Origin of the sequence: Geodermatophilus sp. FMUSA9-8, assembly GCF_037034165.1 — a bacterium.
In the GTDB taxonomy this organism is placed as follows: Bacteria; Actinomycetota; Actinomycetes; order Mycobacteriales; family Geodermatophilaceae; genus Geodermatophilus; species Geodermatophilus nigrescens.
In genome coordinates, this window is the sequence record NZ_JBAGKE010000001.1 from 572,595 (window position 1) to 587,288 (window position 14,694).

18 protein-coding genes are annotated in these 14,694 nt (G+C 75.7%); 9 read left to right on the forward strand and 9 right to left on the reverse strand.

Annotated features, from left to right (window positions below):
• Complete coding sequence (locus WA616_RS02770; RefSeq protein ID WP_336027113.1) at positions 1-1,374, reverse strand: FAD-dependent oxidoreductase; 1,374 nt, start codon at positions 1,372-1,374, stop codon at positions 1-3.
• Between the two features lie 16 nt (positions 1,375-1,390).
• Positions 1,391-1,840 (reverse strand): flavodoxin family protein, encoded by a 450-nt coding sequence (locus tag WA616_RS02775; RefSeq protein WP_336027116.1) that lies wholly within the window; start codon positions 1,838-1,840, stop codon positions 1,391-1,393.
• Positions 1,841-1,898: 58 nt separating this feature from the next.
• Here WA616_RS02775 and WA616_RS02780 point away from each other — a divergent pair, with 58 nt between their 5' ends.
• From WA616_RS02780 to WA616_RS02805, 6 genes are all read left to right on the forward strand, one after another.
• Positions 1,899-2,246, forward strand: coding sequence for a VOC family protein (locus WA616_RS02780; RefSeq protein ID WP_336027118.1), 348 nt, complete (start codon positions 1,899-1,901; stop codon positions 2,244-2,246).
• 176 nt (positions 2,247-2,422) lie between these two features.
• A complete protein-coding gene (locus tag WA616_RS02785) occupies positions 2,423-2,992 on the forward strand; it encodes a hypothetical protein (protein ID WP_336027119.1) in 570 nt (189 codons plus the stop codon).
• Between the two features lie 15 nt (positions 2,993-3,007).
• Positions 3,008-3,442, forward strand: a complete 435-nt coding sequence (locus tag WA616_RS02790; RefSeq protein WP_336027120.1) for a hypothetical protein — start codon at positions 3,008-3,010, stop codon at positions 3,440-3,442.
• A gap of 27 nt (positions 3,443-3,469) precedes the next feature.
• Positions 3,470-4,048: a GNAT family N-acetyltransferase gene (locus WA616_RS02795; protein WP_336027122.1), complete on the forward strand. Its 579-nt coding sequence runs from the start codon at positions 3,470-3,472 to the stop codon at positions 4,046-4,048.
• Between the two features lie 16 nt (positions 4,049-4,064).
• The gene (locus WA616_RS02800; protein ID WP_336027124.1) at positions 4,065-4,481 is read left to right on the forward strand and encodes a hypothetical protein; all 417 of its coding nucleotides are present in this window, start codon (positions 4,065-4,067) and stop codon (positions 4,479-4,481) included.
• Between the two features lie 84 nt (positions 4,482-4,565).
• Positions 4,566-5,039 (forward strand): hypothetical protein, encoded by a 474-nt coding sequence (locus tag WA616_RS02805; protein WP_336027125.1) that lies wholly within the window; start codon positions 4,566-4,568, stop codon positions 5,037-5,039.
• A 15-nt stretch (positions 5,040-5,054) separates the two neighbouring features.
• Here WA616_RS02805 and WA616_RS02810 read toward each other — a convergent pair whose 3' ends face one another.
• Together WA616_RS02810 and icmF are read right to left on the reverse strand one after the other, a co-directional pair.
• A complete protein-coding gene (locus tag WA616_RS02810) occupies positions 5,055-5,834 on the reverse strand; it encodes a helical backbone metal receptor (RefSeq protein ID WP_442901965.1) in 780 nt (259 codons plus the stop codon).
• Between the two features lie 4 nt (positions 5,835-5,838).
• Positions 5,839-9,075, reverse strand: a complete 3,237-nt coding sequence (gene icmF / locus WA616_RS02815) for a fused isobutyryl-CoA mutase/GTPase IcmF (protein ID WP_336027127.1) — start codon at positions 9,073-9,075, stop codon at positions 5,839-5,841.
• 153 nt (positions 9,076-9,228) lie between these two features.
• Here icmF and WA616_RS02820 point away from each other — a divergent pair, with 153 nt between their 5' ends.
• Together WA616_RS02820 and WA616_RS02825 are read left to right on the forward strand one after the other, a co-directional pair.
• Complete coding sequence (locus WA616_RS02820) at positions 9,229-10,008, forward strand: sporulation protein (protein ID WP_336027129.1); 780 nt, start codon at positions 9,229-9,231, stop codon at positions 10,006-10,008.
• A gap of 14 nt (positions 10,009-10,022) precedes the next feature.
• Positions 10,023-10,619, forward strand: a complete 597-nt coding sequence (locus WA616_RS02825; protein ID WP_336027131.1) for an NUDIX hydrolase — start codon at positions 10,023-10,025, stop codon at positions 10,617-10,619.
• Between the two features lie 19 nt (positions 10,620-10,638).
• Here the strand turns inward: WA616_RS02825 and WA616_RS02830 are convergent, their stop codons facing one another.
• Genes WA616_RS02830 through WA616_RS02850 form a run of 5 tightly spaced genes read right to left on the reverse strand, consistent with a single transcriptional unit; the run spans position 10,639 to position 13,706 of the window.
• Positions 10,639-11,028 (reverse strand): DUF4267 domain-containing protein, encoded by a 390-nt coding sequence (locus WA616_RS02830; RefSeq protein WP_336027133.1) that lies wholly within the window; start codon positions 11,026-11,028, stop codon positions 10,639-10,641.
• Entirely contained in the window at positions 11,025-11,582 is a 558-nt protein-coding gene (locus tag WA616_RS02835) for a hypothetical protein (protein ID WP_336027135.1), read from the reverse strand. Before WA616_RS02835 ends, WA616_RS02830 begins: the two co-directional genes overlap by 4 nt.
• The gene (locus tag WA616_RS02840; RefSeq protein WP_336027137.1) at positions 11,579-12,205 is read right to left on the reverse strand and encodes a class I SAM-dependent methyltransferase; all 627 of its coding nucleotides are present in this window, start codon (positions 12,203-12,205) and stop codon (positions 11,579-11,581) included. The genes WA616_RS02835 and WA616_RS02840 overlap by 4 nt, the downstream gene beginning before the upstream one ends.
• The gene (locus WA616_RS02845) at positions 12,202-13,119 is read right to left on the reverse strand and encodes an alpha/beta fold hydrolase (RefSeq protein ID WP_336027139.1); all 918 of its coding nucleotides are present in this window, start codon (positions 13,117-13,119) and stop codon (positions 12,202-12,204) included. Before WA616_RS02845 ends, WA616_RS02840 begins: the two co-directional genes overlap by 4 nt.
• 29 nt (positions 13,120-13,148) lie before the next feature.
• The gene (locus WA616_RS02850) at positions 13,149-13,706 is read right to left on the reverse strand and encodes a TIGR03086 family metal-binding protein (protein ID WP_336027140.1); all 558 of its coding nucleotides are present in this window, start codon (positions 13,704-13,706) and stop codon (positions 13,149-13,151) included.
• A 36-nt stretch (positions 13,707-13,742) separates the two neighbouring features.
• On the opposite strand from WA616_RS02850, the gene WA616_RS02855 reads away from it, so the two are divergent.
• Positions 13,743-14,588: a helix-turn-helix domain-containing protein gene (locus WA616_RS02855; RefSeq protein ID WP_336027142.1), complete on the forward strand. Its 846-nt coding sequence runs from the start codon at positions 13,743-13,745 to the stop codon at positions 14,586-14,588.
• The last annotated feature ends 106 nt before the right edge of the window (positions 14,589-14,694 follow it).

Below are 14,694 nucleotides of genomic sequence, written 5' to 3' on the forward strand. Positions count from 1 at the left end.
TCAGCCGCGGGTGTCGGCCTCCACCGCCTCGAACGCCTTGCGCGCGGCGATGAGCACCGGGTCCCACACCGGGGCGAACGGCGGCGCGTAGGACAGGTCGAGGGAGAGCACCTCGTCGACGGTCATCTCGTTCCAGATGCAGATGGCCAGGGCGTCGATGCGCTTGGCCGCGCCGTTCTGCCCGACCACCTGGGCGCCGAGCAGCCGCCCGCTGCGCCGCTCGGCGATCATCTTGACCCGGATCGGCGCCGCGTTCGGCATGTACCCGGCGGTGGTGGTCGAGTCGACGGCGGCGGTGACGAACGAGTAGCCGGCCAGCTCGGCTTCCGCCTCGGCCAGCCCGGTGCGGGCGGCCTCGACGGCGCAGATCTTGGTGACCGCCGTCCCGATGACGCCGGGGAACGTGGCGTAGCCGCCGCCGATGTTGATGCCGGCCACCCGCCCCTGCTTGTTGGCGTGCGTGCCCAGCGCGACGACGACCCGCTGCCGCGAGAGCCGGTGCACCGACTCGACGCAGTCGCCGGCCGCCCAGACGCCGGGCACCTGGGTGCGCATGCGCTGGTCGACGGCGATGCCGCCGGAGGTGCCGAGCGGGATGCCCGCCTCCTCCGCCAGCCGCACGTCGGGCCGCACCCCGAGCCCGAGGACGACGAGGTCGGCGGGCAGCTCCCGGCCGCTCGCCGTCACCACCGCCCGCGCCCGCCCGTCGGGGCCGACGTCGATGCCCGAGACGCCGTCGCCGAGGACGAGCTCGATGCCCTCGCCGCGGACGGCGTCGGCGATGAACCGGCCGACGTCGGGGTCGAAGGTGCCCACCGGCTGCGGCGACCGGTCGACCACGGTGACGTCGAGGCCGCGCACCCGGCAGGCCTCCGCGATCTCCAGGCCGATGTAGCCGCCGCCGACGACGACCACCCTCTGCACCCGCCCGCCGTCGAGCTCGGCGCGCAGCGCGACGCCGTCGTCGAGCACCTGGACGCCGTAGACGCCCTTCGCGTCGATGCCCTCGACCGGCGGGCGCATCGGCACGCTGCCGGTGGCGTAGACGAGGTCGTCGTAGGGCTCGGTGCCCTCGGCGCCGCCGTCGAGGTCCCGCCAGTGCACGACGCCCTTGTCGGGATCGATGCCGACGACCTCGGTGCGCATGCGGACGTCGAGGCCGGCGGCGCGGTGCTGCTCGGGCGTGCGCGCGATCAGCTGCGCCTCGCTGTCGACGGTGCCGGAGATCCAGTACGGGATCCCGCAGGCGGAGTAGGAGGTGGCGCGGCCGCGCTCGAACATGACGACGTCGAGGTCGGGGCGCCGCTTCTTGGCCTGGGACGCGGCGCTGCCGCCGGCGGCGTCGCCCCCGATGACGACGAGACGGGTGCTCACCGTCGCAGGCTAGGACTCAGCGCTCCTCCAGGCTCACCGCCACGGTGGCGGCGAGCTCGCGGACCGCCTCCAGGTCGTCCTTCGACGGGGCGCCGGTGAGGCTCAGCGGCGCGGCGACCTGCTTCCACCGCAGCGCGCCGGTGATCGTGGTGATGGCCCGGAGCGCGCCGGCGGTGTCGTCGCCGCCGTGCACCCAGACGCCGAAGGGCAGGCCGACGGTGGCGTCGAGGCACGGGTAGTAGACGGTGTCGAAGAAGTGCTTGAGCGCGCCGCTCATGTAGCCGATGTTGGCCGGGGTGCCGAGCAGGACGCCGTCGGCGGCGAGCAGGTCGGCGGGCCCGGCCGACAGCGCCGGGCGCTCGACGAGCTCGGCCTCCTCGACCATCGCCACGCCCTCCCGGGCCGCCTCGAGCACGGCCTGCAGGTTCGGTGAGGGCGTGTGGTGGACGACGAGCAGCCGCGGCATGCCGCCCATCCTGCGCCTCTGCCGTCCGGCGAGGCCCGCGGTCGCCTAGCGTCCCGGCATGACCGTCGAGCTCTTCGCGGGCGTCCCCGTCAGCGACCTGCCGCGCGCCCTCGACTGGTACGGGCGGCTGTTCGGCGCGGAGCCCTCGTTCCTGCCCAACGACGTCGAGGCGGTGTGGGAGGTCGCCGAGCACCGCTACGTCTACGTCGAGCTGGAGCCGGAGGACGCCGGCCACTCGATGGTCACGCTGTTCGTCTACGACCTCGACGAGCGGGTGGCCGCGATCGCCGACCGCGGTCTCGAGCCGGCGCAGCGCGAGACCTACGACAACGGCGTGCGGAAGGTGACCTACCGCGACCCCGACGGCAACGAGGTCGGCCTCGGCGGCGGCCCGGTCGCCGCCTGACGCCCACTCCTGCGGTGTTGCCCGTGGTCCTGCGGCCCTGCAGCACCGCAGGAGCACGAAGAACACCGCAGAAGCAGGCGCGGCGCCCGTCGTCGACCTGTCGTCGTCTCGGTGGCCGGGAGACAGCAGCACGTCGACACGCGGCGCACACCGCGACGTCCGGCAGGATCGCCGGCATGGCGGTCAACCCCCGCATCGGGCCGATCGAGCGGACCACCGGGCGCACCTGGGACGAGTGGCTGGCGTTCATGGACGGCATCGGCGCGCCCGGTCTCGACCACGGGGCCATCGCGCTGCACGTCTACGAGGAGCTCGGCGACGGGTTCGCGCAGCGCGGCTGGTGGACGCAGTCGGTGACCGTCGCCTACGAGCACCACATCGGCCGGCGCGTCCCGGGGCAGCGCTCCGACGGCACCTTCCAGACCAGCGTCAGCCGCGCGACGCCGCTGCCCATGGCCGACCTCATGGAGCGCTGGCGCGCCTTCGCCGACGCCGACGCGGCGGTGCAGGAGATCGTCGCGGGCGGCGACCTCAAGGTCAGCGGCACCGACCGGCGCATCACCTGGCGGACGCGGGCCGTCGACGGCTCGTCGGTCGTCGTCACCAGCGAGCCGAAGAAGAACGGGACGGCGTCGCTCGTGGCCACCCAGATGGGACTGGCGACGCTCGAGGACAACGACGCCGCCCGCGAGCGGTGGACGGCGATCGTCGAGCGGTTCCTGGCGGGCGTCGCGCCGGGACGCTGAGCGGGAGGAGGCGGCATGCACGACGCGACGCCGGAGGAGCGGCTGCAGCACCTGCAGGCGCTCACCGGGACGTGGACGACCGAGGGCACCCATCCGCTGCTGCCCGGTGAGGTCGTCCGCGGGCGGGCGGAGTTCGCGTGGCTGGAGAGCGGGCACTTCCTCACCTGGCGCTCCTCCTCCGAGCACCCGCAGGTCCCCGACGCCCTGGCCGTCATCGGCGTCGTGGACGGGCGGCTGGCGATGCACTACTTCGACGCCCGCGGCGTCCACCGGCTCTACGCCGTCGACGCCGACGAGCGGGAGTGGCACCTCCGGCTCGACGACCCCGCCTTCGCGCAGCGGACGACCGGCTCCCTCACCGGCGACGAGCTCACGCTGCGCGGCGCCTACTCCCGCGACGGGGGCGACTGGGAGGAGGACCTGACACTCACCCTCCGCAGGACCCGGTGACCCGGCGCCGGCCGCTAGCGTGGCGCGGTGGGCATCGAGGTCCTGCCGGCGACGGCCGAGCGGTTCGACGACGTCGCGACGATGCTGGGGCCCAAGAACCCGGACTCCAGCGTCTGCTGGTGCCTGAGCCACCGGGTCGACTCGCGCACCAACCGCGAGCTCGTCGGGCCCGCCCGGCGCGAGTACGTCCGCGAGCTGACCACCCGCCCGGTCGCGCCCGGGGTGCTCGCCTACGACGGCGGCGAGGTGGTCGGGTGGGCCGCCGTCGCGCCCCGGTCCGAGCTGCCGTTCCAGCGCTCCCGGCTGATCCCGCACGTCGACGACCTGCCGGTGTGGTCGCTGTGGTGCGTCCGCGTGCGCCCGGGCCACCGCGGTCAGGGCATCGCCCACGCGCTGCTGCGCGGCGCCGTCGACCACGCGGCGTCGCACGGCGCGCCCGCCGTCGAGGGCTACCCGGCCGACAGCGGCGACCGGAGGGTCGACACGACGATGGCCTTCGTCGGCACCCGCAGGCTGTTCGAGGCGGCCGGCTTCACGAAGGCCGCCGACACCGACGCCGTCGCCGGCGGCTTCCCCCGGGTGCTCATGCGCCGGGCCCTCGGCTGACGGGCTTCCCGGCACGGTGACCGAGCGGACCACCTGGCTCGTCGTCGGCCTGACGCTCGGCCTCACGGCCGGCGTCCTCGGCTCCGAGGCGTGGCACTGGCTCGACGAGAACGGCAGCCGGCGGAACGTGGACCTCGCGTCCTTCGTCGGCGACCCCGCGCTCCCCGGTGGGCGCTGGGCCACCGACGAGCTCTGTGACGACGAGGTGCCCTGTTTCCAGGCGGTGCGGGCCGACGACCTGACCCTGTACCGCTTTCCCGACCGTGACGACGCCCTCGCCGTCGGGCGCAGCTTCGCCGGCGACGCCTACGTGTCGGGCTGGATGGTCGTGCGGTTCGAGCCGGGCGCCCTGACCGCCGACGAGCGGGTCGCCTTCGCGGGCAGGCTGGACTGCATCGACGTGGGAGTCGCGGAGGGCGGCCTGGAGTGCTGACCGACACCGTGCGCCGAGGTGCAACAGGAGCGCCCGGAGCTGCACGTCGGCGCACGCTGTCATCGCCTCACGCAGGATGGCCCGGTGCAGGACGACGCCGGCCGTGACGACGGCGTGGCCCCGCGGCTGACCGCACTGGCGGACCGGCTGGCCACCGACCTCGCCGGCCGGGCGACCGTCGAGACCGCGGAGCTCCCCGGCGTCTCGGGGACGAGCTGGACCCTGCGCCCGCTCGACCCGCGGTCGACGCCGGTGCAGTGGCTGCTGCTCGCGGACGAGGTCCTGCTGTGGGTCGGCCGGCTCGGCCGGGGTGGTCGCTTCGAGCTGGACCGCACGGCCGAGGACGTCGGGTTCCTCGAGCGGGTCGTCCGTGCCGCGGTCGCCGGCAGGGTGCGCGAGGTGTCCGCGCCGGCCCGGTCCCGCGTCGAGGTGATCCTCGAGGACGGGCAGGTCGTGGGCGAGACCGGGTACGCGGGCTGCCTGCCGGGACTGCTGCCGCTCCCCGGCTGGCGGCGCTGGGGCCGGGAGGTCCGCTACGCGCCGTACCGGGCGCCGTGAGCGCCTCGCGCAGGATCAGCGGTCGCCGAGGGCGTCCAGCAGGTCCGCGCGGGCGGTCGCCAGCGACGGCCCGTACCAGGTCAGCGCCCGCCCCGACACCAGCACCGACCGCACGCCCGGGAACGCCTCCGGCCCGTCGTCCGCGGTGAACACGTAGGGCTCGTCGGGCAGCAGGACGACGTCGGGCCACGCGGCGAGGACGTCGTCCACCGACACGTGCGGGTAGCGGTCCTCCCCCTCCCCGAACGCGTTGACCAGGCCGAGGCGGGCCAGCACGTCGCCGGTGAAGGTCCGCGGGCCCACGACCATCCACGGGTCCCGCCACACCGGCACCGCGCACCGCAGCGCCGGCGACGGCACCGGCCGCGCCCACTCGGCCGCGGCGATCGTCAGCCACCCGGGCTCCGGCACCCGCAGCGCCTCGGTGAACAGCCGGCGCATCGACGCCAGCGCCTCGTCCACCGACTCGATCACCGTCACCCACACCGCGATGCCGGCCGCCCGCAGCCGGTCGACGTCCAGGCGTCGGTTCTCCTCCCGGTTGCAGACGACGAGGTCGGGCTCCAGTGCCGCGATCGCCGCCCGGTCGGGGTTCTTCGTGCCCCGCACCCGCGGCACGTCGAGGCCGGCGGGGTGGGTGCACCAGTCGGTGGCGCCGACGAGCCGGTCGGGCACCGTCACCGCGAACGCCTCGGTCAGCGACGGCACCAGCGACACGATCCGGCGCGCCGGCCCCGTCAGCGGGACCGGCTCGCCCAGGTCGTCCCGGGCGCCTCCCGCGTGCGAGAGGCCCACGCGATCAGACATTGCGCCGGTACTGGCCACCCACCTCGAAGAACGCCTCGCTGATCTGCCCGAGCGAGCACACCCGGACGGCGTCCATCAGCGCGGCGAACACGTTGCCGCCCGACGTCGCCGCCTCCTGCAGCGCGGCCAGCGCGGCGGGCGCCTCGCCGGCGTGCCGGGCCTGGAAGTCCGCGAGCCGCTGCAGCTGCGACTGCTTCTCGTCCTCGGTGGCCCGGGCGAGCTCGACCGGCTTCGGCGGCGCGGAGTCCCGGTGCGGGTCGAGGAAGGTGTTGACGCCGACGATCGGCAGCGAGCCGTCGTGCTTGCGGTGCTCGTAGAGCATCGACTCGTCCTGGATCTTGCCGCGCTGGTAGCCGGTCTCCATGGCGCCGAGCACGCCGCCGCGCTCGGCGATCCGGTCGAACTCCGCGAGCACGGCCTCCTCCACGAGGTCGGTGAGCTCGTCGACGACGGCCGCGCCCTGCAGCGGGTTCTCGTTGCCGGCGAGGCCCCACTCCCGGTCGATGATCATCTGGATCGCCAGCGCCCGGCGCACCGAGTGCTCCGACGGCGTCGTCACGGCCTCGTCGTAGGCGTTGGTGTGCAGCGAGTTGGCGTTGTCGTAGATCGCGCACAGCGCCTGCAGCGTCGTCCGGATGTCGTTGAAGTCCATCTCCTGCGCGTGCAGCGACCGGCCCGAGGTCTGCACGTGGTACTTCAGCTGCTGGGAGCGGGCGTTGGCGCCGTAGCGGTCGCGCATCGCCACCGCCCAGATCCGCCGCGCCACCCGGCCGATCACCGTGTACTCGGCGTCCATGCCGTTGCTGAAGAAGAACGACAGGTTCGGCGCGAAGTCGTCGATCGACATCCCCCGCGCCAGGTACGCCTCGACGTAGGTGAACCCGTTCGCGAGGGTGAAGGCGAGCTGGCTGATGGGGTTCGCCCCGGCCTCGGCGATGTGGTAGCCGGAGATCGAGACCGAGTAGAAGTTCCGCACCCGGTGCTCGATGAACCAGGCCTGGATGTCGGCCATGCAGCGCAGCGCGAACTCGGTGGAGAAGATGCAGGTGTTCTGGCCCTGGTCCTCCTTGAGGATGTCGGCCTGCACCGTGCCGCGGACGTTGGCCAGCACCCACGCGCGGATCTCGTCGGCCTCGGCCGCGTCGGGCTCGCGGCCCTCCTCCTCACGGAACCGGTCCAGGCGCTGCTCGATCGCGGTGTTGAGGAACATCGCGAGCACCGCGGGCGCCGGCCCGTTGATCGTCATCGACACCGACGTCGTGGGCGCGCACAGGTCGAAGCCGTCGTAGAGCACCCGCATGTCGTCGAGCGTCGCGATCGAGACGCCGGACGTGCCGACCTTGCCGTAGACGTCGGGGCGCGGGTCGGGGTCGCGGCCGTAGAGGGTGACCGAGTCGAACGCCGTCGACAGCCGGGTGGCCTCGTTGCCGGCCGACAGCACGCGGAACCGGCGGTTGGTGCGGAACGCGTCGCCCTCGCCGGCGAACATGCGCGCCGGGGCCTCACCGGACCGCTTGAACGGGAAGACGCCGGCCGTGTACGGGAACGCGCCGGGCAGGTTCTCCCGCCGCAGGAAGCGCAGCAGCTCGGCGGAGTCCTGCGTGCGCGGCAGCGCCACCCGCGGCACCTTCGTGCCGGACAGGGTCTCGCGGGTCAGCGGCGTGCGGATCTCCTTCCCGCGCACCGTGTAGACGTACTCGTCGCCGGAGTACTGCTCCACCCGCGCGGGCCACTCCTCCAGCAGCGTGCGCACCTCGGGCAGCAGCTCCCGGTCGGCGGCCTCGGCGGCCGCCCGGGCGGCGTCCGCCGCCTCCCCCTCCAGCACCTCGGCCGCGGTGGTCAGGTGCTGGCGCCGCCGGACGACGGCGGCCTGCTCCTCGGTCACCCGGTGGTGGCCGCGCACCGCGTCGGCCACCTCGGCGAGATACCGCGCTCGCGACGACGGCACCACGCTCGACAGCCCCGTCGAGGCCCGGACGTCGACCCGCGGCAGGACGCCGGCGCCCGCGGGCAGGCCCTCGTCGACCAGCAGGCGCAGCAGCTCCTGGTACAGCGCGGTGACGCCGTCGTCGTCGAAGCGGGCGGCGCTGGTGCCGAACACCGGCATCGACTCCCACGGCTGCCCGAAGGCCTCGCGGTTGCGCACCATCTGCCGGGCGACGTCGCGGCGGGCGTCCTCCGCGCCGCGGCGCTCGAACTTGTTGATCGCGACGACGTCGGCGAGGTCGAGCATGTCGATCTTCTCGAGCTGCGACGCGGCGCCGAACTCCGGCGTCATGACGTAGAGCGAGACGTCGCTGAACGGCACGATCGCGGCGTCGCCCTGCCCGATGCCCGGCGTCTCGACGATCACCAGGTCGAACCCGGCCGCCTTCACCGCGGCGAGCACGTCGTCCAGGTGCCCCGGCACCTGCGCGCCGGCCGTGCGGGTGGCCATCGAGCGGAAGAAGGTGTGCGAGCCCTCGCCGGACTCCAGCGCGTTCATCCGGATCCGGTCGCCGAGCAGCGCGCCGCCGCCGCGCCGCCGGGTGGGGTCGACCGCGACGACGGCGACCCGCAGCTTGTCCTCCTGGTCGCGGCGCAGCCGGCGCAGCAGCTCGTCGGTGAGCGAGGACTTGCCCGAGCCGCCGGTGCCGGTGATGCCGAGGACCGGCACGGTGCGCCCGGCGGCGGCCTCGCGGACGCGGGCGGCCAGCTCGTCGTCGGCGCCGGCCTCCAGCACGGTGATCGCCCGGGCCAGCGCCCGCGGGTCGCCGGTGAGCAGCGCGTCGACGTCGGGCCGCTGCTCGGTGAGGTCGACGTCGCAGGACGCGATCAGCTCGTTGATCATCCCGGGCAGGCCCAGGCGGGCGCCGTCCTCGGGGCTGAAGATGCGCACGCCCCGCTCGCGCAGCGCGGCGATCTCGTCGGGCACGATCACGCCCCCGCCGCCGCCGAACACCTGCACGTGACCCGCCCCGGCCTCGCGCAGCCGGTCGACCAGGTAGCCGAAGTACTCGACGTGCCCGCCCTGGTAGGAGGAGATCGCGACGCCCTGCGCGTCCTCCTCGAGCGCGGCCCGGACGACGGCGTCGACCGACCGGTCGTGGCCCAGGTGCACGACCTCCGCGCCCTGGCTCTGCAGCAGCCGGCGCATGACGTTGATCGCCGCGTCGTGCCCGTCGAACAGGCTCGCCGCGGTGACGAACCGGACGGGGTGGACGGGGACGTGCAGCTCCGCGGACGCCATGCCGGGCACGGTAGGCCGGATTTAGTAGGACGTCCAACTACTCGCCGGTAGGGCGCGGGAGCCTCCCGACGGACCGCGCGGGAACCCCTCGCCAGCCACCGGGCGTGGTGTCAGCATCCGCGCCGTCCCCGAACCGAACGGAGCACCTCCCCCATGGCCTTCCGCAACCTGATGGCGAAGCTCGGCGCCGGCAACGCCACCGTCGACACCGTCCTCGACTCCCCCGTCACCCAGCCCGGCGGCACCGTCACCGGCACCGTGCACCTGACCGGTGGCTCCGTCGCGCAGGACATCGCCGAGTGCCGCGTCTCGCTGCAGGCCGCGGTCGAGGTGGAGAGCGGCGACCACGAGTGGCGGGAGAACGTCACCTTCGGCACCGCCGTCGTGGCCGGCGCCGGCCGGATCGAGCCGGGCGCCCGCGCCGCCGTGCCGTTCAGCTTCCCGGTGCCCTGGCAGTGCCCGTTCACCGCCGTCGACGGCTGGACGCTGCGCGGGGTCTCCATCGGCCTGCGCACCCGCGTCGACATCCCCGGCGGCAGCGACCCCGGCGACCTCGACGCGGTCACCGTGCAGCCGCTGCCGGTGCAGCGCACCGTCCTGCAGGCGCTCGGGGGGCTGGGCTTCGGCTTCCGCGGCGCCGACGTCGAGAAGGGCCGCCTCGCCGGCAGCGACCTGCCCTTCTACCAGGAGGTCGAGTTCACCCCGCCGCCCGCGCTGCGCGGCCGGGTCAACGAGCTCGAGGTGACCTTCCTGACCTCGCCGCACGGCGTCGAGGTCGTGCTCGAGGTCGACCGCCGCGGCGGGCTGTTCACCGAGGGCCGCGACGTCGGTGGCCGGCTGCACCTGTCGCACTCCGACACCGACGTGTCCGCGGTGGCCGCGCAGCTCGACGCCGCCGTCCGCCAGCTCGGCTCGCGGCGCGGCTGGCTCTGACCGACCCTGACCGGGTGCTGACCCGGGACACGGTGGCCGCGCGGCTGCGGGACCTCCCCCGCCGCGCGGCCGCCCGCCCCGAGCTGCGGCAGGCCGGGGTCGCCGTCTGCGTCACCTGCGACGGCGGCGTCCCCGCCCTGCTGCTCACCCGCCGCGCGCCGGGCCTGCGGGCGCACGCCGGGCAGTGGGCGCTCCCCGGCGGCCGCCTCGACGACGGCGAGACGCCCGTGCAGGGCGCGCTGCGCGAGCTGGCCGAAGAGGTCGGGCTGGTCCGCGAGCCGGGCGACGTGCTCGGCGTCCTCGACGACTACGTCACCCGCTCCGGCTACGTGATGACGCCGGTGGTCGTGTGGGCCGGCGAGACCGGGCCGCTGGTGCCCGCCGAGGCCGAGGTGGCCGCGGCGTACCAGGTGCCGCTGGCCGACCTCGACGTCGACCCGGAGCTGGTGACCATCCCGGAGTCCGACGCCCCGGTGGTGCGGCTGCCGCTGTTCGACGGCTGGCTGCACGCGCCCACCGCCGCGGTGGTGCTGCAGTTCTGCCGGATCGCCTGCCGCGGCGAGCTGGTGCGGGTGGCGCACCTCGAGCAGCCGGTCTTCGCCTGGCGCTGAGGGAGCCCGGCGCTGAGCCCTACTGCCGGTGCCAGCGGGCCGCGCCGTAGCCCGACAGCGCCAGCACGATCCCCGACAGCACCGCGCTGCGGGTCCGCACGTCGCCGGTGGCGCGCGAGGTCCACACCGCGGCCGCGTCCAGGGCGGTGAGCAGCAGCGTCACCTCGGTGGTGCGGCGGGCCTGCGGCGCCGGCGTCACGAGCAGCGCGGCGCCCATCGCGATGTTGCGGGCCGCGCCCAGGCGGACCAGCAGCGGCAGCGCGACGTCGTCCCGCGCCGCGTCGGGCCGCACGCCGAGAGAACCGGCGATCCAGCGCGGCGCGAACAGCGCCGCCGTGCCGATCCACATCGACAGCGACCCGACGGTCTTGCGGGTGACGTCCCAGTCCCTGCTGCTCAGGCTGCTCACGAGCCGCCCTTGCCCGCGAACCGCCGAGCCGAACCGGCGGTGAGCACCAGCACGACGGCGAGGAAGGGCAGCGTGACCCAGCTCGCGACGACGTCGCTGACCGTGGCCACGGTGAACGCGGCCGCCGACGGGGCGCCGAGCGGGCCCAGGACGCCGTCGAGCCCGAGCGCGGCGATCGACGCCGGCAGCGTCAGGCACGCCGACACCGCCCCGCCGAGGACGACGCCGGCCAGCACCGCGGCCGGGGAGGTGCGCACCGCCCGCAGCGCGGTCGCCGTCCCCCGGCCGAGGGCGCCGCGCGGGCGCACCCGGCCGTCGTCGGGCAGCCCGGTGAGCGCGCCGGTGAGCCACAGCTGCGCCAGCAGGCCCGTGCCGAAGCCGACGACGTCGACCAGCAGCGCGTGCGCGACGCTCGGGTCGTCGTGGACGAGCAGCTGCCGCAGCACGTCGGGCACGGTGTTGACCAGCGTGACCGCCAGCGACAGCGCGTAGACGCGGCCCGCGTGCCGGCGCAGGAGGGCGAGGGCGCCCCGGACGGCGTCGCCGGCGGTCACGCCCGGGTCGCCACGGCCTGGATCCACCGGTCACCGGCGGCGCGGCGCAGCCGGCCCGGCGGCACCTCGAGCCCGTGCGCGGCGAGCTCGGCGACCAGCTGGTCGGTGGAGAACCGGTCGGCGGGGTGGCGGGAGACCGCCCGCAGCGCCGGGGCGTCGACGAACCGGGCGGTCATCTCGGTGAGCGCCAGCTGCCCGCCGGGGCGCAGCACCCGCGCGGCTTCGGCGACGGCGGCCCGCCAGTCGACGATGTGGTGCAGGGCGTGGAAGTCGACGACGAGGTCGGCGCTCGCGTCGCCGACCGGCAGCGCCGTGGCGTCGCCGACCCGGAAGGTCACCCGGTCGGCGAGGTCGGCGCAGCGCATCCGCGCGCGGCCCACCGACGCGGCGTGCACGTCGAAGGCGGTCACCTCGGTGGCGCCCAGGCACTCGACGGCGACCCGCGCGCCGAGCCCCCGCCGGCCGGTGCCGATCTCCACCGCACGGGACCCGCGGGCGCCCAGCCGCCGCAGGATCGCGCCCTCCACCCGCAGGCCGATCTCGTAGCGGAGGCGCGAGTCCACCCACAGGCGGTTGGCGTTGACGTAGGTGGGCGGCACGGCGCGGCCGCGGAGGTCGGTCATGGCGCGCGGCTACCCACTCCCGGCGCGAGCGCACCGTAGACCTCGCGCGCGTGGTCGAAGACGAGGAAGTGGCCCTCGCCGGCGTACCAGTGCGCGGTGCACCGCGGCAGCATCGCGGCCAGCACCCGGCCCAGGCCGACCGGGACCTGCCAGTCCTGGGTGCCGTGCCAGACGTGCACGTGCTGGGTCACCTCGGCGAGCGGGAAGCCCCACGGCCGGAACAGCAGCGCCCGGTCCTCCGCCAGCGGGCCGGCGCCCTGCCGCAGCCCCTCGGTGAAGGTCGCGGCCATCGCCCGGCGGACGGCGGGGCGGCCGAGCACGCGGCGGTCGGCCGGGTTGAGCCGCACCTGCAGGTAGCGCGGGAGCAGGGCGGGGCGGACGGTCAGCGGCGCGAACACCGGCCGCAGCAGCGCCGTCGTCGCCCGGGACGGCCGGTGGACGGCGGCGCGCACGGCGGGCGACAGCCGGCCCGGCAGCACGTCGGACCAGGCCCACGGGACGTCCGGCGGCGGCGCCCCGCCGAGGACGCCCACCGCCGTGACCCGGTCGGGCATGCCGTGCGCGCAGGCCAGGGCGTAGGCCGCGCCGCCGGAGAGGCTGAGGACGGCAGTGCGCTCGATGCCGAGGGTGTCGAGCAGCTGGGCGACGTCGCCCGGCCAGTCGGTCACCCGCCGGCCCGGCTGCGGGTCGGACCGGCCGAAGCCGGGCCGGTCGGGGACGACGAGCCGGATCCCCCAGCGGCGGTAGGCGCCGGGGTCCTCGACGTGCCGCTCCAGGCGGGAGCTGGGCGAGCCGTGGCAGCCGAGCACCGGCCGCCCGGCGGGGTCGCCCCACTCGGCGTAGGCGAGGGTGCGGCCGTCGCGTAGCTGGAGCCGGCCCTCGCGGGGGCCGTCGGCGGAGTCGGGGCTGGGCACGCGCCACGGCTACCCAGCCGGGACGGCGATCAGGCGCGGCGGCCGAGCAGCGCCAGCACCCGCGCCTGCCGGCCGGCGTCCGCGGGCGCCTCGGCCCTCTGGCAGATGCCCTCCATGTAGAGGGCGTCGCCCCAGGAGGCCGCCCCGGTCTCGATCCGGTCCAGCTCGGCGCCGGAGAGCGCGGCGTCCTGGCCGGTGGCGGTCGCGAGGTCCCAGCGGTGGACGACGAGGTCCCAGACGTAGAACTGCTCGAGCGTGGCGCCCACCGTCGTCGGGCCGAAGAAGCCGTCGTAGGCGGCGTCCGCGACGGCCGGGTCGCCGACGGCGGTGAGCACGCGGCCGGCGTGGGCGCGCAGGGCGCCCGCCGGGTCGGCGGTCACGTCGGGCGCGGGGCCGAGGTCGATCCCGCGGCCGGTGAGGAACTCGCGCTGGGTGTCGACCAGATGGGTCACGACGTCGCGGGCGCTCCAGCCCTCGCACGGGGTGGGCGCATCCCAGCCCGCGGCCGGGACGGCGTCGGCGACGGCGAGCAGCGGCTCGAGGGCGGCGGCGTAGGCGGTGGCGACCGGGGTGGTGAGCGTGTCCATGACGCCAGCCTGGCCGGTGCGGCAGCCTGGGTCTTGATGGAACCCGACACCGCACCCCGCCCGCGCCGGCTGGACGCGATCGAGCGGGCCCACCTGCGCGACCCGCGCGACGTCACCGCCGTCGTCCACCGGTACGAGGCCGAGGGGCCGCTCGCCGCCCTGGTGCAGCGGTTCTGGATCCCGGTGTGGTCGGTGCCGCCGGGACAGGAGTCGGTGCAGCGGGTGCTGCAGTACCCGTGCTGCCTGCTGGTGGTCGCCCCCGGCTACGCCCGCTTCCACGGCGTCGTCCAGGGTCTGTCGACGACGACGCTGGCCGGCGACGGCTGGGCGGCCGGCGTGATGCTCACCCCCGCCGCCGGGGCGCTGGTGGCCGGCGGGCCGGTGTCGGCGTTCACCGACCGGCACGTCGACGTCGGTGAGGTGCTCGGCGACGACGGCGCCCGGCTGACCGCGGCGGTGCGGTCCGCGATGGCCGGCGACCCGTCCTCGCCCGGCGCGCACGCGGCCGCGATGGCCGCCTACACCGACGTCCTCGCCCGGTTCCTGCCCGTGGACGACGAGGGGCGGCTGGTCGACCGGGTGGTGGCGCTGGTGGAGTCCCGGCCGGACCTGACCCGCGTCGACCAGCTGTGCGCGGAGACGGGGCTGTCGGAGCGTGCGCTGCAGCGGCTGTGCTCCCGGCGCCTCGGCCTGACGCCGAAGTGGCTGGTGCAGCGCCGCCGGCTGCAGGAGGCCGCCGGGCGGCTGCGCGAGCGGACGACGACGGTGGCCGAGGTGGCCGCCGCGCTCGGGTACGCCGACCAGCCGCACCTGACCCGCGACTTCGCCCGGGTCACCGGCATGACACCCGGCGAGTTCGCCGCCCGCTACGGCGACCGCTGACCGGGCGAGCGGAAGCCCCGGGGCCGGCGGCCGGAGCGCCGGTCCCGGCGGTATCCTCGCTCCCGCGCGTCACACAGCCGGCGTGCGCGGGGACCTCCCCGCACCC